The sequence below is a fragment of the Paraburkholderia phymatum genome (genome assembly GCF_040965635.1).
In the GTDB taxonomy this organism is placed as follows: domain Bacteria; phylum Pseudomonadota; class Gammaproteobacteria; order Burkholderiales; family Burkholderiaceae; genus Paraburkholderia; species Paraburkholderia phymatum_B.
Genome location: NZ_JBFRCH010000015.1, coordinates 37790 through 63379, shown reverse-complemented (window position 1 = coordinate 63379; position 25590 = coordinate 37790). Strand labels below are relative to the sequence as shown.

Sequence of the window (25590 nt, the reverse complement as noted above, 5' to 3'; positions counted from 1 at the left end):
AAACCTAGCGGAAATGAATCACACGGACCCACGCCCGGTCGTCCCCGAACTCTCGGTCATCATCCCCGTGTACAACGAGGAGGAGGGACTCGGCGCCCTGTTCTCGCGCCTGTACCCGGCGCTCGACGCGCTCGGCACGAGCTACGAGGTGATCTTCATCAACGACGGCAGCCGCGACCGGTCGGCGGCGCTGCTCGCGGAGCAGTTCCGGGCCCGTCCCGACACGACGCGCGTGATTCTGCTGAACGGCAACTACGGGCAGCACATGGCGATTCTCGCGGGCTTCGAGCAGTCGCGCGGCGACATCGTGGTCACGCTCGACGCGGACCTGCAGAATCCGCCTGAAGAAATCGGCAAGCTGTGCACAAAGATGCGCGAAGGCTTCGACTATGTCGGCACCATCCGCATGCAGCGTCAGGACAGCCTGTGGCGGCGCAAGGCGTCGCTCGCGATGAACCGCCTGCGCGAGCGCATCACGCGCATCAAGATGACCGACCAGGGCTGCATGCTTCGCGCGTACAGCCGCCATATCATCGACACGATCAACCGCTGCGGCGAAATCAACACGTTCATCCCCGCGCTCGCGTACACGTTCGCGCAGAATCCCGTCGAGATCGAAGTCGCGCACGAAGAGCGCTTCGCGGGCGAATCGAAGTATTCGTTCTACAGCCTGATCCGCCTGAACTTCGACCTCGTGACGGGCTTCTCGGTCGTGCCGTTGCAATGGCTGTCGTTCATCGGCGTGATCCTGTCGATGGGCTCTGCGGGCCTCTTCGTGCTGCTGCTGATTCGGCGCTTCATCATCGGCGCGGAAGTGCAAGGCGTGTTCACGCTCTTCGCGATCACGTTCTTCATGCTCGGCGTGATCATTTTCGCGCTCGGCCTGCTCGGCGAATACATCGGGCGAATCTATCAGCAGGTGCGCGCGCGTCCGCGCTATCTGGTGCAGACCATTCTCGAGCAGCGCGAAGGCGACCCCATGCCGCCGCAGCCTCGCCAGCCGGCCGGACAGGATGCGCAAGGCATGCAAGGCGGGCAGTCGACGCACTCCGCGCAGGCCATCAGCGCCGATCAGGGGCCGAGCCAATGAAGCCGCGCGCCGTCGTATTCGCTTACCACAACGTCGGCGTGCGCTGCCTGCAGGTGCTGCTCGCGCGCGGCGTCGACGTGGCGCTCGTCGTCACGCACGAAGACAATCCGACCGAAAACATCTGGTTCGGCAGCGTGGCGTCCGTCGCCGCCGAGCACGGCATTCCCGTCGTGACGCCCGCCGATCCGAAAAGCCCGGCGTTGCGCTCGCTCGTCGTCAACGCGCAGCCCGACTTCATCTTCTCGTTCTACTACCGGCACATGCTGCCCGTCGATCTGCTCGCCGTCGCGCCGCGCGGCGCGTACAACGTGCACGGATCGCTGCTGCCGAAATATCGCGGACGCGTGCCAACCAACTGGGCCGTGCTGAACGGCGAAACCGAAACGGGCGCGACGCTGCACGAAATGGGCGCGAAGCCCGACGCGGGCGCGATCATTGCGCAGACGCCCGTCCCTATCCTGCCCGACGATACGGCCGCGCAGGTGTTCGACAAGGTGACGGTCGCCGCCGAGCAAACGCTGTGGCGCGCGCTGCCCGCGCTGCTCGCGGGCGAAGCGCCGCATCTGCCGAACGACCTCGCGCACGGCAGCTACTTCGGCGGACGCAAGCCCGAAGACGGGCGCATCGACTTCAGCCAGAGCGGCCAGCAGGTCTACAATCTGATTCGCGCCGTCGCGCCGCCGTATCCGGGCGCGTTCACGGACATCGGCGGCGAGCGGTTCGTCATTGCGCGGGCGCGACTGGCGCAGCCCGGCGCGGCCGGCGCGGATTTGCCGCCCGGCGTCCACGTAGGCGATAATGTCTTTTTTGCGACATGCGGCGACGGCCGCGTCATCGCCATCCACGAATTGCGGCATCAGCGCGACGGCCAGGAGCGCGTCGTCTCCCCCGCCGAATTCACCCAGCTCACTCAATCTTCCCGTAACGCATGAAAAAAGTCCTGATTCTGGGCGTGAACGGCTTCATCGGCCATCACCTGTCCAAGCGCATTCTCGAAACGACCGACTGGGAAGTGTTCGGCATGGACATGCAGACGGAGCGCCTCGGCGATCTCGTCAACCACGAGCGCATGCACTTCTTCGAGGGTGACATCACGATCAACAAGGAGTGGGTCGAGTATCACGTGAAGAAGTGCGACGTGATCCTGCCGCTCGTCGCCATTGCCACGCCCGCAACCTATGTGCAGCAGCCGCTGCGCGTGTTCGAGCTCGACTTCGAGGCGAACCTGCCCATCGTGCGTTCGGCCGTCAAGTACGGCAAGCACCTCGTGTTCCCGTCGACGTCCGAAGTCTATGGCATGTGCTCGGACGAGCAGTTCGACCCGGACGCGTCCGCCCTCACCTACGGCCCGATCAACAAGCCGCGCTGGATCTACGCATGCTCGAAGCAGCTGATGGACCGCGTGATCTGGGGCTACGGCATGGAAGGCCTCAACTTCACGCTGTTCCGTCCGTTCAACTGGATCGGCCCGGGCCTCGACTCGATCTATACGCCGAAGGAAGGCAGCTCGCGCGTGGTCACGCAGTTCCTCGGCCATATCGTGCGGGGCGAGAACATCAGCCTCGTCGACGGCGGCGCGCAGAAGCGCGCGTTCACCGATATCGACGACGGCATCAGCGCGCTGATGAACATCATCGAGAACAAGGGCGGCGTCGCGACGGGCAAGATCTATAACATCGGCAATCCGAAGAACAACTTCTCGGTGCGCGAGCTCGCGCACAAGATGCTGGCGCTCGCGGCCGAATTCCCCGAGTACGCGGATTCGGCGAAGCAGGTGCAGCTCGTCGAGACTTCATCGGGCGCGTACTACGGCGCGGGCTATCAGGACGTTCAGAACCGCGTTCCGAAGATCGACAACACGATGCAGGAACTCGGCTGGGCGCCGCAGTCGACGTTCGACGAAGCACTGCGCAAGATTTTCGAAGCGTACCGCGGCCATGTCGCCGAGGCGCGCGCGCTCGTCGAACAACAGTAAGGGCTGGCGCTCTTGGCCTTGATCGTCCTGAAGATCGACGTCGATACGCTGCGCGGCACGCGTGAAGGCGTGCCGAATCTCGCGCGCATCTTCGACCGCTACAAGGCGCGCGCCACTTTCCTCTTCAGCCTCGGTCCCGACCACACCGGCTGGGCGATGCGGCGCGTGCTGCGGCCGGGCTTTCTGAAGAAGGTGTCGCGTACTTCCGTCGTCGAGCACTACGGCGTGAAGCAACTGATGTACGGCGTGCTCTTGCCAGGACCGGACATCGGCGCGCGCGCCCGCTCGGAGATGCGCGCGATCCACGAAGCCGGCTTCGAATGCGGCATTCATACGTGGGATCACGTCTATTGGCAGGACAACGTGCGTTCGCGTCCGCGCGACTGGACCGTCGCGCAGATGCAGAAGAGCCACGACCGTTTCGTCGATATCTTCGGCATGCCGCCCGTCACGCACGGCGCGGCCGGCTGGCAGATGAACGGCCACGCGTTCGAGCAGATCGACGCATGGGGCATGCAGTACGCGTCCGATGGGCGCGGGCATACGCCGTACTTCCCCGTCGTCGGCGGCCGCACGCTCTCGCATGTGCAGATGCCGACCACGCTGCCGACACTCGACGAAGTGCTGGGCATCGACGGCATCGACACGGACAACGTCGCCGCGTGGCTGCTCAAGCGCACCGAGAACAACCCGCACGACCAGGTGTTCACGCTGCACGCGGAACTCGAAGGCCAGAAGCTTGCGCCCGTGTTCGAGCAACTGCTCGCCGGCTGGCGCGCGCAAGGCCACACGTTCGCGACGATGGGCGACTATCACGCCGCGCTAGACCGTGACACACTGCCGTCGTACCCTGTGACGTGGGGCGAGATTCCGGGCCGCTCCGGCGAGCTGATCGTCCAGCCCGACTAGCAATGCGACGATGTGCGCATCGATTGTCGTCTGCCGATTGCGCGCCCGCCTGTTTTGCAAGCCTGTTTTACAAGCCAGCAGCAGCCGGCCGGCGCGCGAGGCCGCAGCGCTCCTGTCCGGGAGCCGCCCCGAAGCACCCAAGCAACCCAGAACAAAGCGTTCAGGCAGACCACCATCGCGGCTGCCGATCACGATAACAACCGGAGGACCACGTGCCCATCGCAGTCGATCAACCCGTTCCCGACTTCACCGCCCCGGCAACGGGCGGCGACTTCACGCTGTCCTGCCTGCGCGGAAAGAAGGTCGTCGTGTATTTCTATCCGAAAGACAACACGCCGGGCTGCACGACGGAAGGCCTGCAGTTCCGCGACCTCTATCCGAAGTTCAAGAAGGCGGGCGCGGAGATCGTCGGGGTGTCGCGCGACAGCGTGCGGTCGCACGATAACTTCAAGGCCAAGCTCGAACTGCCGTTTACGTTGGTATCGGACCCTGACGAAACGCTGTGCACGCTCTTCGGCGTCATGAAAATGAAGAAAATGTATGGCAAAGAAGTACGGGGTATTGAGCGCTCCACATTCGTCGTCGACGGTGAAGGCGTGTTGCGCTGCGAATGGCGCGGCGTGAAGGTGCCGGGTCATGTCGACGAGATCCTGGAGGCTGTACAAGCGCTTTGAGGCGCGTTATATTGGGCCGCAATGAGTGCCTGTTCATCTAATTTTTCGCGCAGTTGCGCTGCAGATCGCGTCTTTGCCGTCGCTGACGGCACGGCAAGGAGGCGAGTCATCAGGCGTGACGCGATCACCCAAATCGAGCCGCTTGCCCCGTTTGCCGGGGCGGCGGCTTTTTTAATTGCGCGCAGCAGTTCGCGGCGTTCGCAGCGCACTTTCGTCAAGGAGCCGATCGAAAACCAGGCGAACCGGCATTACTAATCCGACACGCGCCACCGGACGCAAATTGCGAGCACACGACGCACGACAGTTTGCGGCAGGCGGCGAAGAACTGTTACCCGCTCTACTTGAGGGAAACCATGCCTTTGCCTACCCCACCCAGCAAGCTCGGCAATCTGTTGCCGCCTGATGAATATAAGGCCAAGCCTGCCAAACCTGCTCGAAAACAGGCGCATGAAGGGGAGCAAGCCGCATCGGCCGAATTCGGCCGCGCCAATGTCGCCACACCGATGACGCACGCCGCCAACGCGGCGACCACCCTGCGTCCCGTCCCGCCGATCGCCACGTCGTCCGCCTCCGCGTTGCCCGAGGCCGCCCCGTCGCGCAGCCGCAAGGCGAAGCAGACGGCCGCTTTGCTGCAGCCGGTGCCGTCCGTGTCCGCTGAAGACGACGAGGCGATCGCGCCCGCCGTCGCGCGCCGCGGCAAGGGCTCCGCCGAAGCCGAAGCGGAAACCGCCGCGCCCGCCGCGTCGACGCGCGCCGGCACAAAAAAACGCGCGACGCGTGGCGCGGAAGCCGAGGTTCGCAAGCTGTTCGTGCTCGATACCAACGTGCTGATGCACGACCCGACGTGCCTCTTCCGCTTCGAGGAACACGACATCTATCTGCCCATGATGACGTTGGAAGAGCTCGACAATCACAAGAAGGGCATGTCGGAAGTCGCGCGCAACGCACGCCAGGTGAGCCGCACGCTGGATTCGCTCGTCGCGAACGCGGGAGAGATGGCAGAAGGCATCCCCCTCGCGCGCCTGGGCAGCCTCGAAGCGTTGGGACACCTGTATTTCCAGACGAAGCTTACGGACATCGAGCCCGTCGAAGGCCTGCCGCAAGGCAAGGCCGACAATCAGATCCTCGGCGTCGTGCGCGCGCTGCAGCGCGACCGGCAAGACCGCCAGGTCGTGCTGGTGTCGAAAGACATCAACATGCGCATCAAGGCGCACGCGCTCGGCCTGCCCGCTGAAGACTACTTCAACGACCAGGTCCTCGAGGACAAGGACCTGCTCTACTCGGGTATCCGTCAGCTGCCGCAGGACTTCTGGACGAAGCACGCGAAGGGCATGGAAAGCTGGCAGGACACGAAGACGGGCACCACGTACTACCGCGTGACGGGTCCGCTGTGCGCGTCGATGCTCGTCAACGAGTTCGTCTATCTGGAGCCGCAGAACGGCGAGCCGGCGTTCCATGCGCTCGTGCGCGAGCTGAACGGCAAGACGGCGCTTCTGCAGACGCTGCGCGACTACGGCCACCACAAGAACAACGTGTGGGGCATCACGGCGCGCAACCGCGAGCAGAACTTCGCGCTGAACCTGCTGATGAACCCGGAAATCGACTTCGTCACGCTGCTCGGCCAGGCCGGCACGGGCAAGACGCTGGTCGCGCTGGCGGCGGGTCTCGCGCAGGTGCTCGACGATAAACGCTACAACGAGATCATCGTGACGCGCGCGACGGTGCCCGTCGGCGAAGACATCGGTTTCCTGCCCGGCACCGAAGAGGAAAAGATGCAGCCGTGGATGGGCGCATTCGACGACAACCTCGAAGTGCTGCAAAAGACCGACGATGCGGCAGGCGAATGGGGCCGCGCGGCCACGCAGGAGCTGATCCGCTCGCGCCTCAAGATCAAGAGCATGAACTTCATGCGCGGACGCACGTTCGTCGACAAGTATCTGATCATCGACGAGGCGCAGAACCTGACGCCCAAGCAGATGAAGACGCTCGTCACGCGCGCGGGTCCGGGTACGAAGATCATCTGCCTCGGCAACATCGCGCAGATCGATACGCCGTATCTGACGGAAGGCAGCTCGGGCCTTACGTATGTCGTCGATCGCTTCAAGGGCTGGGCGCACAGCGGCCACGTGACGCTCGCGCGCGGCGAGCGCTCGCGGCTTGCCGACTACGCCTCCGATATTCTCTGACGCGCTTCACCGGATTTCGAAGCCGCGGGTTTAACGCCGCTTTCGAAGCCGCTTCCGGTTGCTGCCGGAAGCGGCTTTTTCATTGCCGGTTCTTTACGCTTCGCCTGCGCGGGTTACGCGCGTTGCATCCCCGATCGTTGGACAATGTGCGCGCGTACCGTCCGTGCGGCCCAACATTTAGCGCGTAAACTTCAAGTTATTTCTCAAGAATTCTTGCGAGAGGCCCGCAGCAAGGGCTACCATCGGGCATCGTCGGCCATTGCCGGGCGTCGTCGCCCGGCTTCGCTTTCATGCTCCGCCTCGCGCTGTCCCTGCTCATCGTCGCCCTGCTCGCCGCCTGCTCAGGCACGCCGCAGAAGACCGCGCGCGGGTCGGGCGGGTCGTATGCGTCATCGGGCGGTGCATATCGGACTACGCCGCCGGGCCTCCCTCATTTCGTCGATCACAGCATCGGACGCGAAGAAATCTCGATTCAGGCCATGGGCCTCGTCGGCGTGCCGTACCGTTGGGGCGGCAATACGCCCGACAGTGGCTTCGATTGCAGCGGTCTCGTCCACTACGTGGTGCAACGCGCGGCATCCGTGAATCTGCCGCGCACGACGGCGGACATGAGTTCGCGTGGCGAATCCGTCGAACCGGATGAGATCGCGCCCGGCGACCTGATTTACTTCAACACGACGGGGCGGCCGCATTCGCATGTCGGGATCTATGTCGGCAAACTGCGCTTCGTGAACGCGCCGTCGACGGGCGGCACCGTGCGGCTCGACTATCTGACCAATCCGTATTGGGCCAAACGCTTCGACGGCATACGGCGTGTCGCACCGGCGTTGAGCAAGCCAACGACGCCGTTCGACACGCCGAGCTATCAGTCGGCAGCGCCTGCTCCCGTTGCGCCCGCCGTTGCGACTGTCGCGCCATCGAAGCCGGCGGCGGCTTACGACACGGCGGGCACGCAGCGCGAAGCAGCGAGTGCCAACGCCACGGCTGCCAATGGATACAGGCAAGGCAGCGCGTATGCCGCGCGATCGGTCCAGCAGCCGTCGGCGTCCGTGAGCACGACGGCCGCCGCCCCGCCCCCGACGGCCGCCGCGTCCACCGATCCATTCGAACCGCCGCCTCCAGGGCTGAGCGCAGCGCGGATGCAGGCGCGTGCGGCGGGTGCGGTATCGCCGGCTGTCGTCGCTTCGCCGGCGCCTGCCGACGCGCAAGCTCCCGACGCGATCGACGCCGCCGCCGATGCCTACGAGCCGCCTCCGCCCGCCGCCATCGCGGCGCGCCAGGCCCGTCAGGCCAGCGACATGCAGCCATCGACGGATTCGGGTGGCGTGCGGATCATGCGCGCGTCGACGGCTTCGCGTCCCATTCCCGCACCGACTCGCACAAACGACGACCCCATCGCGGGCTTCGCCAACGGAAGTTACTGATCGCTTTGAACGCGCGTCTGGCAGCCAGCCACCGCACGCCGCGGAAGCACGATTCATCGCGAATCCCACCATGCGACAAAGCCGCCGCCGGCCGATTCGCCACCAGCCCGGCCGCACCTCTGCTATCTTTTTCGATATTTCTCTGATGGCGGGTGGCGACGATGGATCTCGGACTTAACGACAAAGTGGTCCTGGTGACGGGCGGCAGCAAGGGCATTGGTCTCGCATGCGCGCGCGCGTTCGCGATGGAAGGCGCGAAAGTCGCGATCGTATCGCGCGATCCGGCCAATCTTGCCCGCGCCCGTGAGCAGCTTGCGAGCGAAGGGCTGCACATCCATCTGACGCGCGCCGACCTGCACGAACCGCACAGCGCCATCGATGTCATCGATGAAGCGACGGGCGCCGTCGGCCCGATCGACATCCTGATCAACAGCGCGGGCGCCGCGCGCCGCTACGATCCCGAAACGCTCGACGCCGACGCGTTCAAGGCGACGATGGACGCCAAATACTTCCCCTACATCTACCCGCAGCAGGAAGTGCTGAAGCGCATGGCCGAGCGCGTGAAATCCGGCACGGCGAAAGAGCCGGGCACGATCGTCAATATCATCGGCATGGGCGGCAAGATCGCGAGCGACATTCACATCGCCGGCGGCGCGGCGAACGCAGCGCTCATGCTCGCCACCGTCGGCCTCGCGCACTACTACGCGCGCTACGGCATACGCATCAACGCGATCAATCCGGGCGCGACGCTGACGGATCGCGTCGAGGAAGCGCTGAAACTGGAAGCGTCGCGCGACGGCATCCAGCCCGCCGAGGCGCTGTCGCGCGGCGAAGCGCGTGTGCCGCTCGGGCGCTTTGCGAAGCCGGAGGAAATTGCGGACGTCGCGCTCTTTCTGGCAAGCCGCCGCGCGAGCTATGTGACAGGCGCGATCGTCCCGATGGATGGAGGCAGCGCGCCGCTGATCTGAACGCGGCGCGCCCCGCCGTTTTTGAAGGCTCGTTTGAAGGCTTACAGGAAGCGGTGGCCGAGCCACCAGCCGGCCGCCGCGAGCACCGCCGACGCCGGAATCGTCAGCACCCACGCCCAGACGATATTGCCCGCCACGCCCCAGCGCACGGCCGACAGCTTCTGCGTCGCGCCAACGCCGACGATCGCACCCGTGATCGTATGCGTGGTTGAAACGGGAATGCCGAGGAACGACGCGAGAAACAGCGTGATCGCGCCGCCCGCCTCCGCGCAAAAGCCACCGACGGGCTTGAGCTTTGTGATCTTCTGGCCCATCGTCCGCACGATGCGCCAGCCGCCGAACAACGTGCCGAGACCCATCGACAGATAGCACGCGCCGATCACCCACAGCGGCGGCGCGTCGCCCGTCGCCGATGCGTAGCCGGTTGCGATCAGCAGCATCCAGATGATGCCGATGGTCTTTTGCGCATCATTGCCGCCGTGGCCGAGGCTATACAGCCCCGCCGACAGCAGCTGCAGTCTGCGGAAGCGCCCGTCGACCTTGCTGGGCGGCGTGCGGAAATAGAGCCACGACACCATCAGCATGAAGAACGAGCCGAGCACGAAGCCGAGCAGCGGCGACACGATGATGAACGTGATGGTCTTCAGCAGCCCGTCCCAGTTGAGCGCGCCCCAGCCCGATTTCGCAAGCGCCGAACCGACCAGCCCGCCGATCAGCGCGTGCGACGAACTCGACGGAATGCCGTAGTACCACGTGACGATGTTCCACCCGATCGCGCCGACCAGCGCGCCGAACACGACGTAGTGATCGACGATTGCGGGATCGATCGTGCCCTTGCCGACCGTCTGCGCGACTTTCAGGTGGAAGATGAAATAGGCGATGACGTTGAACGCGGCCGCGAACGCGACGGCCTGTTGCGGCTTCAGCACGCCCGTCGAAACCACAGTGGCGATCGAGTTCGCCGCGTCGTGAAAACCGTTCATGAAGTCGAAGACGAGCGCGACGACGACGAGCGTCGCGACCGCCCAGATGGCGAGTTGTATCGAATGCATTACGCGTTTTCCAGCACGATGCCTTCGATGATGTTCGCCACGTCCTCGCACTTGTCGGTGATCGACTCGAGCAGCTCGTAGATCGCCTTCAGTTTGATCAGCGTCTTGACGTCGTCTTCTTCGCGGAAAAGCTTCGACATCGCCGAGCGCAGCACGCGGTCGGCTTCCGATTCCAGACGGTCGATGTCTTCGCAGGCCTTCAGGATTTCGCGCGCCTGCTTCATGTCCGACAGCATGCCGACGGCCGCCTGCACGCGCTCGCAGGTCGCCGTCGAGATGTGCGCGAGCTGGCTCGCCTCCGACGTGACGGCCTGCACGTCATACAGCGAAATCGCTGTGGCGACGTCCTCCATCAGGTCGAGGATGTCGTCCATCGTAGTGATCAGCTTGTGGATCTCATCGCGATCGAGCGGCGTGATGAAAGTCTTATGGAGCAGATCGACGCATTCGTGCGTCAGCTTGTCGGCCGCTTTCTCGGCCGTCTGCACGTTTTGCTTGTGGATCTCGGCGTCGCCGAGGTTATCGATCAGGAGTTCGAGTTCCCGGCTACCCGAGACAATGTGCTTCGCGTGAGCGTTGAAAATTTCAAAAAATTTGCCCTCGGTGGGCATGAATCGACCAAACATTGGGTCCCCGGAAAGTGGTCACGGTGAGGCTGTCATAAAACGGCAATATTGTACCGTTAGGGACCACTTTCAGTGCGGCGCGTCGCCGCGTTTTAGACGCGCGCGCAACGGGAAGTGCAACCCGGTTTTCCCGCCCGCGCGAAGTTGTGCTACTCGCCGCCGTAAAAGTTCTGCGGACCCGCAAAATTGTCGAACTTCGTGTATTGACCGAGGAACGTGAGCCGAACCGGGCCGATCGGACCGTTACGCTGCTTGCCGATGATGATCTCGGCGGTGCCCTTGTCGGGGCTGTCCGGGTTGTACACCTCGTCGCGGTAGATGAAGAGGATCACGTCCGCGTCCTGTTCGATTGCACCCGATTCGCGCAGGTCCGACATCACGGGGCGCTTGTTCGGACGCTGCTCCAGACCTCGGTTCAACTGCGACAGCGCGATCACGGGCACGTCGAGCTCTTTCGCGAGGCTCTTCAGCGAACGCGAGATTTCCGAGATTTCGGTCGCGCGGTTTTCGCCCGTCGACGAGCCGCTCATCAGCTGCAAATAGTCGATGATGATCAGGCCGAGCTTGCCGCACTGTCGCGACAGACGTCGCGCACGCGAGCGCAGTTCCATCGGGTTGAGGCCGCCCGTTTCGTCGATGAAGATCTGCGCCTCGCTCATTTTCTGTACCGCGTGCGTGAGCTTCGGCCAGTCTTCGTCCGTCAGGCGCCCGGTTCGCATGCGGTGCTGATCGAGCCGGCCGACCGAGCCGAGCATACGCATGATCAGCTGCGTGCCCGGCATTTCCATCGAGAACACCGCAACGGGCAGTCCGTACTCGACGGCCACGTATTCGCCGATGTTCATCGAAAACGCCGTCTTACCCATCGACGGACGCCCCGCCACGATGATCAGCTCGCCGCCGTGCATGCCGGACGTCATCCGGTCGAGATCGACGAAGCCCGTCGGCGTGCCCGTCACGTCGCTCGGATTGGCCGTGTGGTACAGCGTGTCGATGCGCTCGACGACCTGCGTGAGCAGCGGCCCGATTTCCAGGAAGCCCTGCGTGCCGCGCGCGCCGTCTTCCGCGATCGAGAACACCTTCGATTCCGCCTCGTCCAGTAGTTGCCGGACCTCCTTGCCTTGCGGGTTGAAGGCGTCGGCAGAAATCTCGTCCGCCACCGACACGAGCCGGCGCAGCACCGCGCGGTCGCGCACGATTTCCGCATAGCGACGGATGTTCGCGGCACTCGGTGTGTTCTGCGCTAGCGCGTTCAGATAGGCGAGCCCGCCGACCTCTTCCGCCTTGCCCGATGTCGTCAGCGCTTCATAGACGGTCACGACGTCGGCGGGACGCGTCGCCGCGATCAGCCTGCCGATGTGCTCGAAGATGATGCGGTGGTCATAGCGGTAAAAGTCGCTTTGCGCGAGGAAGTCGGCGATGCGGTCCCATGCGCCGTTGTCGAGCAGCAGACCGCCCAGTACCGATTGCTCGGCCTCGATGGAATGGGGCGGGACTTTCAGCGACTCGAGTTGAGGATCTTTCGACGGTGCGTTCATGGGGTGGAATTATCAAGCAAATAGAGGACAGCGGCAAAGCTTCAGGCAGCACGCGCACCTGGGCTCGTAAACAACGATTGCGGACAATAAAAAAGGCAGAGGCCGGTTTCCCGGCCCCTGCCCTTGTCGCCGGAAACTTCCCGGCGATTCCACATCCTGTCTACGCGTGCAGCTTAGACGTGCTCGCCCAGCACCGACACCGTGACGTCGACGGTGACGTCCGTGTGCAGCGATACGTGCACGGGGTGGTCGCCCACCAGCTTCAGCGGGCCTTCCGGCAGACGCACTTGCGCCTTTTCCACGACGAAGCCTTGCTTGGTCAGCGCGTCGGCGATGTCGGCGTTCGTCACCGAGCCGAACAGACGACCGTCGACGCCAGCCTTCTGCGCGATCTGCAGCGTCAGGCCAGCCAGCTTTTCGCCTTGAGCCTGGGCAGCCGCCAGCTTTTCAGCAGCGCTCTTTTCCAGTTCTGCGCGGCGAACTTCGAATTCGGCGATCGCTTCCTTCGTAGCGCGGCGGGCCTTCTTGTTCGGGATCAGGAAGTTACGTGCATAGCCGTCCTTCACCTTGACGATGTCGCCCAGGTTGCCGACGTTCGCGACTTTTTCGAGAAGAATGATTTGCATTCGGATGCTCCTTATGGCGTCGTCGGGTTAGGCCTTGTGCTGGTCGGTGTACGGCATCAGCGCGAGGAAACGCGCGCGCTTGATAGCCGTGTCCAGCTGGCGTTGATAATGGGCCTTGGTACCCGTGAGACGCGCCGGCGTGATCTTGCCGTTTTCGCCGATGAAGTCCTTCAGCGTATCGATGTCCTTGTAGTCGATCTGTTCGACGCCAGCAGCCGTGAAACGGCAGAACTTCTTGCGCTTGAAGAGCGGGTTTTGTTGCTGACGACGCTTGTCGAATTTCTTACCAGTGGGGCGGGCCATGTTCAGTCCTTTCCAATGTCCTGCAATTCTGTGATGTGAAACACCAGAGTTCTCGCGTTGCGGCTTTTCTTTGCCAGGAAGCCGGTGAAGAGCGTATCGACGCCCATCTCAACCCGCTCCAGCCTGCCGCTCGCCTCGCCGGCCGCTACCGCCTGCATGGTCAGCTCGACGGTTCGGGCAATGCCCGCTTCGACGACCTGCGTGCGGTGTTGCAACGTACAGCCTGCAATCGGAACGCCGGCGGGGGTGTACCGCACCGGTTCGCGTTCGACGACGCTTGCCGTGAGTTGCAGCCGATTCATCGATTCCTTTTACGAACCTTGTTTGCGAAAACGGCGCGTGACTCTGATGGCTTAACGGTTCTGCTTTAAGCCTGCGCTTCGGTCGACTGCGCTGCAGCCGCCTTCTTGGCTTCTTCGCGCTGCACTTCCTTCATCATCGGCGACGGGCCGGTTTCGGCCTTCTTCATTTTGACGATGAGGTGACGCAGAACGGCGTCGTTGAACTTGAACGCGTGTTCCAGCTCGTCGAGCGTGGTCTGGTCGCATTCGATGTTCATGCAGACGTAGTGAGCCTTCGCGAGTTTCTCGATCATGTAGGCCAGCTGGCGACGGCCCCAGTCTTCGATGCGGTGGATCTGGCCACCGTGCGACGTGATCGTGGACTTGTAGCGCTCGATCATTGCGGGCACTTGCTCGCTCTGATCGGGGTGCACGATGAATACGATTTCGTAATGACGCATTACACACTCCTTGTGGATTGAAGCCACCCGGGCGTCGGAACCGGTGTGGCAAGTGAGAAGCCGGAAACTATAACCTGAATCGACACTGCTTGCAACATAAAACGTGCGCCGCACGGCCGATTCGGTCGTATTTTCAAGGGCTTAGGAAATCGGGCAGTCCTCGGCTGCCCATTCGGTCGTCGTTGGGTCGTCGTTGGGTCGTCGTTGGGTCGTCGTTGGGTCGTCGTTGGGTCGTCGTTGGGTCGTCGTTGTGTCGTCGTTGGGTCGTCGCTGGGTCGTCGTTGGGTCGTCGCTCAGTCGTCGCTCCTCAGTCGTCGCTCGTCTGCACGCTCGGTCGTCGCTCAACTGCCCGGATACGGCGCGCCGGGCGCTTCGCCGTGCAGCCGCGCGCTCAGCGCGGCCTGCAGCGCCGTCAGCGATTCGGGCGCAGCGTCGGTGACGGCCCACCACATCATCCCGTCGTCGCGCCAGCGGGCGAGCGCATACCCGTCGCGCACGAGTGCCGGGCCGGGCTTGCCGGCGGCCGGGTCGTCCTCGGGAAACACGTAGACGTCGATCACGTGCTTCGCATGCCGGTACGTGAGCACCGCCACCCGCCGATGCCCGACATAATCGAGCCGTCCGCCCGCCAGCGGAAACCCGCTCGCCGTCAGATCCTCGACGGGCGGCGCGTAGTCGAGCTTGCCGTTGAACCACGGCTTCACCGTGTGCTGATCCGACGATACGACGTCGATGTCGTGCCCCGACAGTTGCGCGCGCACATGGCTCGCGACCAGTTGATCGACGAACGGCGCCGGCTCGCCCGTGCGATGCAGCGTCACCGCGATCCCCGCTGCAACGAGCGCGCACAGCGCGAGCGCGAGACCGCCGCGCCAAGCCGTGCCCGCGTGCCACCCGGCTGCACTTCCGGCACCGTTACCTGATCCGCTCACACCGCCCTCGCCCGCCAGCGTCCCGAAGCCGCCGCCCTGCGGCAGCCGCAGCCAGTCGAGCCAGCCTTTGCGGCGCCTCGCGCGCGGCTCGGTCTGCCCGTCGCTCGCGCGCGCCCGCCATTGCGACTCGGCGACGTCCACGGGAGGCAGCGCTGCCATGATCCTGGCGCGCAACGCGTCAGGCGCGCGGTGATAGGCCGCCGTGCGCACCGCGCCCTTCATCGCCCGCACCATTTCGCTTTCCCTCCGGCAAGCCTCGCAGCTTTCGATATGCCGCTGCACGTCGAGCGACTGTGGCGGCGTGAGTTCATGGTCCGCATTCGCATCGAGAAGCGGCCGCGCTTCATTACAGTCCATCTGGCGCCTCCTTTGCGATTCCGCCCGGCAACGTGCCGGGGGTGTGCGGCAACCAGCCGCTTTCGGTTTTGCGTGGGCCGTCGGGCACACCGCCGGGAGTCCCGCCTTGCACCGGACCCGCCTGCTGAGCCGATGAGCGCACAGCGGGCCGCGCCCCCGGCACATCGCCTGCCCCATCCGGCACCCGCCGCGCGCCGCCGCCACCGCGCTCGCCGCTTGCCGTCCGCGCGCTCCCCTGCGCCAACAACGACGTCAACGCCGTCGCGAGCTTTCGACGTCCTCGCGCGAGCCGCGACATCACGGTGCCCACGGGCAAGTCCGCAATCGTCGCGATCTCGCGGTAACTCAGTTCCTCCAGTTCGCGCAAAATCAGCACCTCGCGATATTCGACGGGCAATTGCCCCAGCGCTTCGTGCACGAGCCGTGTGTCCTCGTCGCGGAGCATCAGCGTTTCCGGATCGGGCGAGCTTGCGCTCCAGCCTTCGAACGTCTCGTCGTCGAGGTTCTCGTCGAATTCGACCGTCGCGTGCACGCCCGAGCGCCGCCGCCATTCCGTGTACCAGGTGCGCCGCACGATCGCGAGCAGCCACGGCCGCGCCGTCTCGCCGTGGAACGTGTCGAAGAAGCGGAACGCGCGCATGAACGCTTCCTGGACGACGTCGTCGGCGTCATTCGGGTTGCCGCATAGCCAGCGCGCCAGGTTGTATGCGGCATCGAGATGCGGCAGCGCCATCTGCTGAAAGCGCAGACTGCGCGCCGCCTCGGCGCCTGCGTCACATGTATCACCGGCATCGCCTGCGGCAGCAGGTTTTTCCGTCTCAGTCACCGATCCCCTCCAGGCTCGCCCAGACTTCATGGCTGCAATACCGGCCCTCGATCCAGTTTATTCCCAGCTTTCGCACGCGCCGAAAAAAATGAAACCGGGAATAGAAAACGTGGCCGCTCGGTACAGCAGACGAGTCCCTAAATCGCGAGGTTTCCCATGAAAAACAGTCTGAAAGACCCAAACCAGCTGAAAGGCCTCAGCCGGCGTGACTTCCTGCGGCTGTCGGCCGTCGGCGGCGCAGCATTCGCGTCGGGGCTGCCCGGCTTCACCTACGGACGCGACGACGATTTCTACTTTGTCCAGCTTTCCGACGCCCATTGGGGTTTCGAAGGCCCCGGCGTCAACCCCGATCCGAAGGGCACGCTCCCCAAGGCGATCGCCGCCGTGAACGCGCTGCCCTCACCGCCCGATTTCGTGATCTTCACGGGCGACCTCACGCACACCACCGACGACCCCGCCGTGCGCCACGAGCGCATGCGCCAGTTCCAGCAGATCGTCGCGCAACTGAAAGTGAAGCCGCTCTATCTGATGCCGGGCGAACACGACGCGAGCCTCGATGCGGGCGCCGCGTACAAGGAGCACTTCGGGCAGACGCACTACACGTTCGATCACAAGGGCGTGCACTTCATCACCCTCGACAACGTGTCGGACCCGGCGGGCCGCGTCGGCGCGGAGCAGATCGCGTGGCTCGCCGCCGATATCGACCGCCAGCCGCAGGACGCGCGCATCGTTCTCTTCACGCACCGGCCGCTCTTCGATCTCGCGCCGCAATGGGACTGGGCGACGCGCGACGGCGCGCAGGTGATCGACGTGCTGAGCCGGCGCAAGTACGTGACCGTGTTCTACGGGCACATCCATCAGGAGCATCACATGATGACGGGCGGCATCGCGCATCACGCGGCGCGCTCGCTGATGTTCCCGCTGCCGCCTGCGATGTCGCAAGCGAAGAAGCTGCCCGTGCCGTGGGACGCGTCGGAGCCGTATCGCGGGCTGGGCTGGCGGCGCGTCGAAGTAGCGCCGCAATCCGGCGCGCTCGCGCTCAACGAGATGCCCATCAGGACGACATAAAGGGGAGACCACCATGCAATCGCTTGCCTTCGACGGAAAACGACGACGCCTCTTCACGCTGATCGGCATGGGCGTGGTGCTCGCCGTCTCGGGCCGTTTCGACGCCCGGGCCGCCGAGCCGCGCGTGATCAGGATTCACGCGCGCAGGTTTGTCTTCACGCCCAATCAGGTCAAGCTCGCGCCCAATGAGAAGGTCGTGTTCGAGCTGACCGCGCAGGACACGGTGATGGGTTTCTCGATCCCGCAGTACAACGTGCGCGCCGACGTGCCGCCGGGCACCGTCGTGCGTGTGCCGGCGCAGGCGGGGCCGGCGGGCAACGTCGATTTTCTGTGCGATATCTTCTGCGGATCGGGACACGAGACGATGAACGGGATGATCGTCGTCGGCTAGCCAGCCATGCGTCGGCTCTACGCGTTGGCTCTACGCGTTGGCCCAGTAATCCGAGCGCGCGTACACCTCTTTCAGATAGTCGATGAAGTAGCGCACTTTCGCGGGCACGTAGCGCTGCTGCGGATACACGGCGAGGATGTCGTAATCGGGCAGCGCGTATTCGTCGAGCACGGTTTCGAGTTCGCCGCGCGCGAGTTGCTGATCGATTTCCCACGTCGAGCGCCAGCCGAGCCCGAGCCCTTCCGACACCCAGCGGTGCAGCAATTCGCCATCGTTGCAATCGAGCGTGCCGCCGACGCGCACCGTCGTCAGCTTGCCGTTGCGCCGGAAATACCAGCCGCGGTTCTGGCCGCCTTGCAGGTTGAACGCGAGGCAGTTGTGCTTCGGCAGGTCTTCGAGCGTCTTCGGCTTGCCGTGCTTGCGGAAGTATTCGGGCGTACCGCACACCACGCGCCGGTTCGTCGCGAGCTTCACGGCGACGAAGTTCGGATCGACGGCGCCGCCGATGCGGATCGACAGGTCATAGCCCTCGCGCACCAGATCCACCACACGATCGGTGAGATTGAACGAGATCTGCAGTTCCGGCTTGTCCTTCAGGAATACGGGCGCGAGCGGTGCGACGTGCTTGCGTCCGAACGCGGCGGGCGCCGACACGATCAGATGCCCGTTCACCGAGCGCCGCCCCGCCATCAGTTCGTTTTCCGCCTGATCCCATTCGCTGAGCAGGCCGCGGCACCGCTCGAGAAATGCGGCGCCCTCTTCGCTGACGACGAGCCGCCGCGTCGAGCGGTACATCAGCTTCACGCCGAGCCGCTTTTCGAGCGCGTCGATGCGCCGCCCGAGAATCACGGGTGACACACCCTCTTCGAGCGCGGCCGACGCGAGGCTGCCCGCGTCCGCGACGCGCACGAACGTTTCGATCTGTTTGAAGCGGTCCATTGTCGTTTCTCCTGTCCCGTGCCACGTCCATTCCCCGGCGCCCCATCCAATTGGCACCCATCTACATTCCATACTTTTTGTTTTGGAATAAACGACCGTGAATGATCTTATCAAACCTTGGATGCAGTTTTAAAGTGTGCCCAACACCCTTTGACACATCGGCAAGACAGACTTCAGGAGACACACATGGCCAAGATGAGAGCCGTCGACGCAGCAGTGCTCGTGCTCGAAAAAGAAGGCATCGACACGGCTTTCGGCGTGCCGGGCGCCGCGATCAATCCGTTGTACTCGGCCATGCGCAAGGCGGGCAACATCAGTCACGTACTGGCGCGCCACGTCGAAGGCGCATCACACATGGCGGAAGGCTACACGCGCGCAGCGCCCGGCAATATCGGCGTGTGCATCGGCACGTCGGGCCCCGCGGGCACCGACATGATCACGGGCCTCTACTCCGCTTCCGCCGACTCGATCCCCATCCTCGCGATCACGGGCCAGGCGCCGCGCGCGCGTCTGTATAAGGAAGACTTCCAGGCCGTCGATATCGAATCGATCGCGAAGCCCGTCACGAAGTGGGCCGTCACCGTGCGCGAGCCGGCGCTCGTGCCGCGCGTGTTCCAGCAGGCCTTTCACCTGATGCGCTCGGGCCGTCCGGGCCCGGTGCTGGTCGATCTCCCGATCGACGTGCAGCTCGCCGAAATCGAATTCGACATCGACACGTACGAGCCGCTGCCCGTCTACAAGCCCGCTGCGACGCGCAAGCAGATCGAAGCGGCGCTCACGATGCTCAACGACTCCGCAAAGCCGTTGATCGTCTCGGGCGGCGGCGTGCTCAATGCAGCCGCTGAAGACCTGCTCGTGCAGTTCGCGGAAACGATCGGCGTGCCCGTGATTCCGACGCTGATGTCATGGGGCGCGATTCCCGACGATCACCCGCTGATGGCGGGCTTGGTCGGCCTGCAAACGTCGCATCGCTACGGCAACGCAACGATGCTCGCGTCCGACTTCGTGCTCGGCATCGGCAACCGCTGGGCGAACCGTCACACGGGCAGCATCGACGTCTACACGAAGGGCCGCAAGTTCGTGCACGTTGACATCGAACCGACGCAGATCGGCCGCGTGTTCGGCCCGGATCTCGGCATCGTGTCCGATGCGAAGGCCGCGCTCGAACTGTTCGTCGAAGTCGCGAAGGAGTGGAAGGCCGCTGGCAAGCTGAAAGACCGCAGCGCATGGGTCGAGGAGTGCCAGGCGCGCAAGCGCACGCTGCAACGCAAGACGCACTTCGACAACGTGCCGATTAAGCCGCAGCGCGTGTACGAAGAGATGAACCAGGTGTTCGGTCGCGACACCTGCTACGTGAGCACGATCGGCCTGTCGCAGATCGCCGCCGCGCAGTTCCTGCATGTGTTCAAGGCGCGCAACTGGATCAACTGCGGCCAGGCCGGCCCGCTCGGCTGGACGATTCCGGCTGCACTCGGCGTGCGTGCCGCCGATCCGCAGCGCCCGATCGTCGCGCTGTCGGGTGACTACGACTTCCAGTTCATGATCGAAGAGCTGGCCGTGGGCGCGCAGTTCAAGCTGCCGTACGTGCATGTCGTCGTGAACAACTCGTATCTGGGCCTGATCCGCCAGGCGCAGCGCGCGTTCGACATGGACTACTGCGTGCAGCTCGCATTCGACAACATCAACGCGCCGGAAATCGAAGGCTATGGCGTCGATCACGTGGCCGTCGCAGAGGGTCTCGGCTGCAAGGCGATCCGCGTGTTCAAGCCGGAAGACATCAAGCCCGCACTGGAAAAAGCGCAGTCGATGCTCTCCGAGTTCAACGTGCCCGTGATCGTCGAAGTGATCCTCGAGCGCGTGACGAACATCTCGATGGGCACCGAGATCGACGCGATCAACGAGTTCGAAGATCTCGCCGTGACGCGCGCCGATGCGCCGAGCGCCGTCAGCCTGCTCGACTGATCGCCGTACCGGCTGCATCCGCTTCACCTGGACGGATGCGCTTCGAACGAAGCGCGTCCATCCTTACCACGCAGTTCACGCTGTTCAATTTGACCGACCAGAGAGAAAAAGCAACATGCCGAAATTTGCCGCCAATCTCACGATGCTGTTCAACGAAGTGCCGTTCCTCGACCGCTTTGCCGCGGCCGCGGATGCGGGCTTCGACGCTGTCGAATTTCTGTTCCCCTATCCGTATCAGACCAACGAACTGTCGGAGCGTCTCGAGCAGAACAAGCTGAAGCTCGTGCTGCACAACCTGCCCGCGGGCAACTGGGAAGCAGGCGAGCGTGGCATCGCATCGCTGCCGGACCGTGTCGGCGAGTTCCAGGAAGGCGTGGGCCGCGCGATCGAATACGCGAAGGCGCTGAAAGTGCCGCAACTGAACTGCCTCGTCGGCATTCCGAAGGGCGTCGACGCCGACAAGGCGCGCGCAACGATCGTCGACAACCTGCGCTTCGCCGCTGCCGAACTCAAGAAGGAAGGCATCAGGCTGCTCGTCGAGCCGTGCAACTCATACGACATTCCGGGCTTCGCGCTGAACCGCTCCGCGCAAACGCTCGATGTGATCGACGCTGTCGGCTCCGACAACCTGTTCCTGCAATACGACATCTATCACATGCAACGGATGGAAGGCGAACTCGCCGCGACGATCAAGAAGCAGTTCGCGCGCATCGCCCACATCCAGCTCGCCGACAACCCGGGCCGCAACGAGCCGGGCACGGGCGAAATCAACTATCGGTTTCTGTTCGATCTGCTCGATTCGCTCGGCTATCAGGGCTACGTCGGCTGCGAGTACAAGCCGCGCACGACGACTACGGAAGGCCTCGGCTGGCTGGAAAGCGTCGCGGGCGTGAATCGCGCGCATGCGTCTGCCTGAAATCGCGGCCTGAAATCGCGGCCCGGCCCGTCAGCACACGAGCACATTTTTCGAACCTCATTTTCTGGAGACTTATTCAATGGCAAAGATCGGATTCATCGGCCTCGGCATCATGGGCTCGCACATGGCGCGCAACCTCATCAAGGGCGGCCATTCGCTGTTCGTCAACGGCGCGTACCCGGTGCCCGAAGATCTCGCCAGGACGACCACGGTCGTCGCCGATTCGACGGCTGTCGCGCAGGCTGCCGACATCGTCGTGGTCATGGTGCCGGACACGCCCGATGTCGCGAACGTGCTGTTCGCCGATGACGGCGTCGCGAAGGGTCTGACGAACGGCAAGCTCGTGATCGACATGAGCTCGATCTCCCCGCTCGACACGCAGGCGTTCGCGAAGAAGATCAACGAACTGGGCTGCGACTATCTGGATGCACCCGTTTCCGGCGGCGAAATCGGCGCGCGCGATGCGACGCTGACGATCATGGTCGGCGGCCCGCAAAAGGCCTTCGATCTCGCCAAGCCGCTCTTCGACCTGATGGGCAAGAACGTTTCGCTGATCGGCGACAACGGCGCGGGCCAGACCTGCAAGGTCGCGAACCAGATCATCGTCGCGCTGAACATCGAAGCCGTCGCCGAAGCGCTGCTGTTTGCCGCGCGTTCGGGCGCCGATCCCGAGCGCGTGCGCAAGGCGCTGATGGGCGGCTTCGCGTCGTCGCGCATTCTCGAAGTGCACGGCGAGCGCATGACGAAGCGCACGTTCAATCCGGGCTTCCGCATCGAGCTGCACCAGAAGGACCTGAACCTCGCGCTCGACGGCGCGCGCAAGCTGGGCATCGCGTTGCCGCACACGGCGAGCGCGCAGCAACTCTTCAGCGTGTGCGCGGCGAACGGCGGCAAGGCATGGGATCACTCGGCGATGGTCCGCGCGCTCGAAATCATGGCGAATTTCGAAGTCGCGCAAGCACCCGCTGCCGATCAGAAAGCGGCGTGAGTTTCAGGGCCTCCTTTACCGAATAGAAGCAGGCAACGCAAGCTGCCGTATCGATGTTCACGGCAGCGCACAGGTGGGGCGCCCGGTCCGGCGCGCGGCACGCATCGGATCGGGCAAATCATGCCGCTCTGGGCTGAGGGCGGCAAGTGGGGTCCGCAGCGGCACCCGGCGATGACGGGGAAGCCTTGGTCGGTCAGACGTCATCGTCGGGTGTCCTGCTGTCGGATTGTCGAACCGGTTCTCGCACTACACGCTGCTCATTGGCTGAGGCTGTGATAGAACTCGGCCACGTTCGCGATATCCGCAACTATCGACATCATGCTGTTCTGCCGCGCGCCCTGTTTGAAATCCCGCAGCGCTTCGATCGGATAGCGCTTGTTTCTGCACGACGAAGCCTTCATTTGGCGTATGAGATCCGATAGATCGCGCCCGCGTAATCGTCGGATACGAGCAGCGATCCGTCCGGCAACTGCTGCACGTCGACGGGACGCCCCATATACTCGCCGTTCGGCGTGAGCCAACCTTCCGCAAACACCTCGGTCTCGCCGACGGTGCCATCATCCTTGACAGGCGTGAACATGATGCGCGCGCCGATCGGCTTCGTGCGATTCCATGAGCCATGCTCAGCGTCGAAGATGCCGCCCTGGTACTTCGCCGGGAACATCTTGCCCGTATAGAACGTCATGCCGAGATCAGCCGCGTGCGCCGCGTATTCGACCGCGGGGAACACGACGCCGGCGGGCGGCGTGTCTTTCCTGTACTCTTCCGTGCGCACCTTGCCGCCGCCGTACCACGGAAAGCCGAAGTTTTCGCCTGCCTTCGTCGCGTGGTTGAGTTCGCCGGGCGGGATATCGTCGCCCATGCCGTCCACCTGGTTGTCGGTGAACCAGAGCGTCTTGTCTTTAGGGCTGAAATCGAGGCCCACCGAATTGCGCACGCCGTGCGCATAGACCTCGCGGTTCTTGCCGTTCTGATCCATGCGGATGATGCCTGCCAGACCGTTCCTGTCGAGCTCGGCGAGCTTGTCCTTCGGCGGCACGTTCCAGGGCTGGCCCAGCGCGATATACAGCTTCTTGTCCGGCCCGACGCGGCAGTAGCGCGCGCCATGGTTGAAACTTTCGAACTGTGTCGGAATCAGCTTGCCTTGCTGCACGACGACGGCGGCCGCGACGTCGGGCCCACGTTCGCCGAAGAATTGCGCGGCGGGAAACGCCAGCACGCGGTTCTGCTCGACGATGTACAGCACGCCGTCTGCCGAAAAGCACACCCCGTTGGGCACCTTGAAGTTGATGGAACTCGCGAATTGCACGACGTCGTCGGCGACCCGCCGCTTCGTGCGGTCCGTCACCTGCCACACGTGATCCTTGTACGTACCGACGAAGACCACGCCCGTCGACGGCTCGACCGCCATCGCACGCGCCTCGGGCACGACGGCATATAGCTCGATCCTGAAGCCGGGCGGCAGCCTGATCGCCTTCAGGTTCCCGCGCAGCGCATCGGCGCGCGCGCCTGTCTGCGGCACGACTTCGGCCGGCCTGGTATTGCCCGTCGTCTTGAAGTTCGACAAAGCCTGCACGTTGTCCTGAGCCGCGTGCGCAGCAGGCAGAACCACGAGCGCTGCGCTGACGGCGAACGGCAGAAGCCTCGGAATTGCGTTCATCGTGATGTCTCCACTCATCGTGGTGCCGTTTGTTGGATTTGCAACTACTGGAAAGACATGAACGCTTCGTGCGCTTCAGGTGATGAGGGTCTGCGTACCTCAATCGTCGGGCTATTGACTGTTATAGGCGATGTTGAAGCAAACGTAGAGATGAATGGCGGTCTGCATCGACGTCACGGGAGTCATCGTCGATGCAGGCTGCGCCGCTTGCGGGAGCGTGAAGGGAAAGCGCGCGACGTCGCTGACGTCGCGGCAGATGCGAATGATGAACGCAACAAGGCTTACGGAAAGCGACAGGCAATGTAGCCGGCTGCCTTCGCGCGAGACGGCTCAGTAAGTGTCGAACACGTTCTGCAATGCAGCCGGCGTCGCGTGTCCGCCCGCTAGCGCGAGCATCAGCAGCACACGCGCCTTGTATGGATTGAGCGCGCCCGCCGTCACGAAACCGAGCGCATCGTCGGACGCAGCGCCGTTGCGCATCACGTGTCCCGAGCCGACGCGCGACGAGCGCACGATCGCCACGCCCTTTGCCGCGGCCTCGGCAAGCGCCGTCTGCACGGTCGCGTGGATCGAGCCGTTGCCCGTGCCCGCCACGACGATGCCCTTCACGCCCGCGGCCACGAGCGCATCGACGGCGATGCGCGACGCGCCCGCATAGCTCGCCACCACTTCGACGACGGGCCATTGCGCGCCGATCGAAGCGATCGCGAAAGGCGTCGCCGTCGTATGCGGCCGCACGACGGCACGCTGAAACTCGACGCGTCCGTCCTGCACCCAGCCGAGCGCGCCGATTTCCGGCGAGTGAAACGCATCGACGGCATAGGTGCTCGTCTTCACGACATCGCGCGCGCTATGGATGCGGTTGTTGAACGCAACGAGCACGCCTTGCCCTTTCGCATGCGGGCTGCCCGCCACCGTCACCGCGTTGAGCAGATTCAGCGGACCATCGGCCGACAACGCCGACGACGGCCGCATCGCCGCCGTCAGCACGACGGGCTTGTCGCTCTTCACAGTGAGGTGCAGCAGATACGCGGTTTCTTCGAGCGTGTCGGTGCCATGCGTGATGACGACGCCGTCGATCTCGCCGGATGCCAGCAGTTCGTCGATGCGCTGCGCGAGCTTCGTCCACAGCGCCAGCGCCATGTCCTTGCTGTCGACGCTCGCGACCTGCTCGGCCTGCACATTCGCCACCGACGCCAGCGCCGGCACGGCCGCAAGCAGTTGACCGACGCCGACGACGCCCGCCTGATAGCCCGACGTATTGGTCGCATCGGGCGCCGCGCCCGCGATCGTGCCGCCTGTGGCGAGCACGGCGATGCGCGGCAGCGCGGACGATGTAGAGGTAGTCGTGGAAGTATTCATGGCGGCGATTGTAAGCGATGCGCTCGTCGCCGCCATCGATGAAAACGCAAGCCTTCGCGTGAGGCCCGCGATGCCT

Annotated in this window: 25 protein-coding genes; 13 read left to right on the top strand and 12 right to left on the bottom strand. The window is 64.1% G+C overall.

The genetic code is table 11. The features are described from left to right. Positions 1-13: 13 nt before the first annotated feature. The 8 genes from AB4Y32_RS23690 (at position 14) to AB4Y32_RS23655 (ending at position 9226) form a co-directional block, all read left to right on the top strand. Positions 14-1090: a glycosyltransferase gene (locus AB4Y32_RS23690; protein WP_368723671.1), complete on the top strand. Its 1077-nt coding sequence runs from the start codon at positions 14-16 to the stop codon at positions 1088-1090. Beyond that, positions 1087-2022, top strand: a complete 936-nt coding sequence (locus tag AB4Y32_RS23685) for a formyltransferase (RefSeq protein ID WP_368723670.1) — start codon at positions 1087-1089, stop codon at positions 2020-2022. Before AB4Y32_RS23690 ends, AB4Y32_RS23685 begins: the two co-directional genes overlap by 4 nt. Continuing rightward, on the top strand, positions 2019-3065 hold the full coding sequence (locus AB4Y32_RS23680) for a bifunctional UDP-4-keto-pentose/UDP-xylose synthase (RefSeq protein ID WP_368723669.1): 1047 nt from the start codon (positions 2019-2021) through the stop codon (positions 3063-3065). The genes AB4Y32_RS23685 and AB4Y32_RS23680 overlap by 4 nt, the downstream gene beginning before the upstream one ends. Positions 3066-3077: 12 nt before the next feature. Then, positions 3078-3974 carry a polysaccharide deacetylase family protein gene (locus AB4Y32_RS23675; protein ID WP_368723668.1) on the top strand — a complete coding sequence of 299 codons (897 nt, stop codon included), beginning with the start codon at positions 3078-3080 and terminating at the stop codon, positions 3972-3974. A gap of 212 nt (positions 3975-4186) precedes the next feature. Next, the gene (locus tag AB4Y32_RS23670) at positions 4187-4648 is read left to right on the top strand and encodes a peroxiredoxin (RefSeq protein ID WP_368723667.1); all 462 of its coding nucleotides are present in this window, start codon (positions 4187-4189) and stop codon (positions 4646-4648) included. Between the two features lie 353 nt (positions 4649-5001). Beyond that, positions 5002-6834, top strand: coding sequence for a PhoH family protein (locus tag AB4Y32_RS23665; RefSeq protein WP_368723666.1), 1833 nt, complete (start codon positions 5002-5004; stop codon positions 6832-6834). A gap of 290 nt (positions 6835-7124) precedes the next feature. Further along, complete coding sequence (locus AB4Y32_RS23660; RefSeq protein ID WP_368723665.1) at positions 7125-8258, top strand: C40 family peptidase; 1134 nt, start codon at positions 7125-7127, stop codon at positions 8256-8258. Positions 8259-8419: 161 nt separating this feature from the next. Beyond that, positions 8420-9226, top strand: a complete 807-nt coding sequence (locus tag AB4Y32_RS23655; protein WP_368723664.1) for an SDR family NAD(P)-dependent oxidoreductase — start codon at positions 8420-8422, stop codon at positions 9224-9226. Positions 9227-9267: 41 nt separating this feature from the next. On the opposite strand, the gene AB4Y32_RS23650 is transcribed toward AB4Y32_RS23655, so the two are convergent. From AB4Y32_RS23650 to AB4Y32_RS23610, 9 genes are all read right to left on the bottom strand, one after another. Next, positions 9268-10278 carry an anion permease gene (locus AB4Y32_RS23650; RefSeq protein ID WP_368723663.1) on the bottom strand — a complete coding sequence of 337 codons (1011 nt, stop codon included), beginning with the start codon at positions 10276-10278 and terminating at the stop codon, positions 9268-9270. Continuing rightward, entirely contained in the window at positions 10278-10904 is a 627-nt protein-coding gene (locus AB4Y32_RS23645) for a DUF47 domain-containing protein (protein WP_087735830.1), read from the bottom strand. Before AB4Y32_RS23645 ends, AB4Y32_RS23650 begins: the two co-directional genes overlap by 1 nt. Positions 10905-11053: 149 nt before the next feature. Further along, entirely contained in the window at positions 11054-12442 is a 1389-nt protein-coding gene (locus AB4Y32_RS23640) for a replicative DNA helicase (RefSeq protein ID WP_368723662.1), read from the bottom strand. Between the two features lie 173 nt (positions 12443-12615). Beyond that, on the bottom strand, positions 12616-13068 hold the full coding sequence (rplI, locus tag AB4Y32_RS23635; protein ID WP_087735832.1) for a 50S ribosomal protein L9: 453 nt from the start codon (positions 13066-13068) through the stop codon (positions 12616-12618). Between the two features lie 27 nt (positions 13069-13095). After that, on the bottom strand, positions 13096-13371 hold the full coding sequence (gene rpsR / locus AB4Y32_RS23630) for a 30S ribosomal protein S18 (protein WP_087735833.1): 276 nt from the start codon (positions 13369-13371) through the stop codon (positions 13096-13098). A gap of 2 nt (positions 13372-13373) precedes the next feature. Further along, positions 13374-13673: a primosomal replication protein N gene (priB, locus tag AB4Y32_RS23625; RefSeq protein ID WP_152759767.1), complete on the bottom strand. Its 300-nt coding sequence runs from the start codon at positions 13671-13673 to the stop codon at positions 13374-13376. A 65-nt stretch (positions 13674-13738) separates the two neighbouring features. Then, positions 13739-14113 (bottom strand): 30S ribosomal protein S6, encoded by a 375-nt coding sequence (gene rpsF, locus AB4Y32_RS23620; protein WP_087735835.1) that lies wholly within the window; start codon positions 14111-14113, stop codon positions 13739-13741. 341 nt (positions 14114-14454) lie between these two features. Beyond that, a complete protein-coding gene (locus AB4Y32_RS23615) occupies positions 14455-15402 on the bottom strand; it encodes an anti-sigma factor (protein WP_368723661.1) in 948 nt (315 codons plus the stop codon). After that, positions 15392-16228: an RNA polymerase sigma factor gene (locus AB4Y32_RS23610; protein WP_368723660.1), complete on the bottom strand. Its 837-nt coding sequence runs from the start codon at positions 16226-16228 to the stop codon at positions 15392-15394. The genes AB4Y32_RS23615 and AB4Y32_RS23610 overlap by 11 nt, the downstream gene beginning before the upstream one ends. A gap of 156 nt (positions 16229-16384) precedes the next feature. Between AB4Y32_RS23610 and AB4Y32_RS23605 the strand changes: the two genes are divergently transcribed. Together AB4Y32_RS23605 and AB4Y32_RS23600 are read left to right on the top strand one after the other, a co-directional pair. Then, positions 16385-17296 (top strand): metallophosphoesterase, encoded by a 912-nt coding sequence (locus AB4Y32_RS23605; protein WP_368723659.1) that lies wholly within the window; start codon positions 16385-16387, stop codon positions 17294-17296. A 67-nt stretch (positions 17297-17363) separates the two neighbouring features. Continuing rightward, entirely contained in the window at positions 17364-17687 is a 324-nt protein-coding gene (locus AB4Y32_RS23600) for a cupredoxin domain-containing protein (protein WP_368723750.1), read from the top strand. Between the two features lie 30 nt (positions 17688-17717). Here AB4Y32_RS23600 and AB4Y32_RS23595 read toward each other — a convergent pair whose 3' ends face one another. Then, positions 17718-18626: a LysR family transcriptional regulator gene (locus tag AB4Y32_RS23595; protein ID WP_368723658.1), complete on the bottom strand. Its 909-nt coding sequence runs from the start codon at positions 18624-18626 to the stop codon at positions 17718-17720. A 186-nt stretch (positions 18627-18812) separates the two neighbouring features. Between AB4Y32_RS23595 and gcl the strand changes: the two genes are divergently transcribed. The 3 genes from gcl (at position 18813) to AB4Y32_RS23580 (ending at position 22492) form a co-directional block, all read left to right on the top strand. Continuing rightward, complete coding sequence (gene gcl / locus AB4Y32_RS23590) at positions 18813-20588, top strand: glyoxylate carboligase (RefSeq protein ID WP_368723657.1); 1776 nt, start codon at positions 18813-18815, stop codon at positions 20586-20588. A 115-nt stretch (positions 20589-20703) separates the two neighbouring features. Further along, positions 20704-21504: a hydroxypyruvate isomerase gene (gene hyi / locus AB4Y32_RS23585; RefSeq protein ID WP_368723656.1), complete on the top strand. Its 801-nt coding sequence runs from the start codon at positions 20704-20706 to the stop codon at positions 21502-21504. Between the two features lie 79 nt (positions 21505-21583). After that, entirely contained in the window at positions 21584-22492 is a 909-nt protein-coding gene (locus AB4Y32_RS23580) for a 2-hydroxy-3-oxopropionate reductase (RefSeq protein WP_368723655.1), read from the top strand. Positions 22493-22889: 397 nt separating this feature from the next. On the opposite strand, the gene AB4Y32_RS23575 is transcribed toward AB4Y32_RS23580, so the two are convergent. Further along, positions 22890-24152 (bottom strand): sorbosone dehydrogenase family protein, encoded by a 1263-nt coding sequence (locus AB4Y32_RS23575; protein ID WP_368723654.1) that lies wholly within the window; start codon positions 24150-24152, stop codon positions 22890-22892. Between the two features lie 330 nt (positions 24153-24482). Beyond that, positions 24483-25514 (bottom strand): asparaginase, encoded by a 1032-nt coding sequence (locus AB4Y32_RS23570; RefSeq protein ID WP_439899828.1) that lies wholly within the window; start codon positions 25512-25514, stop codon positions 24483-24485. Between the last annotated feature and the right edge of the window lie 76 nt (positions 25515-25590).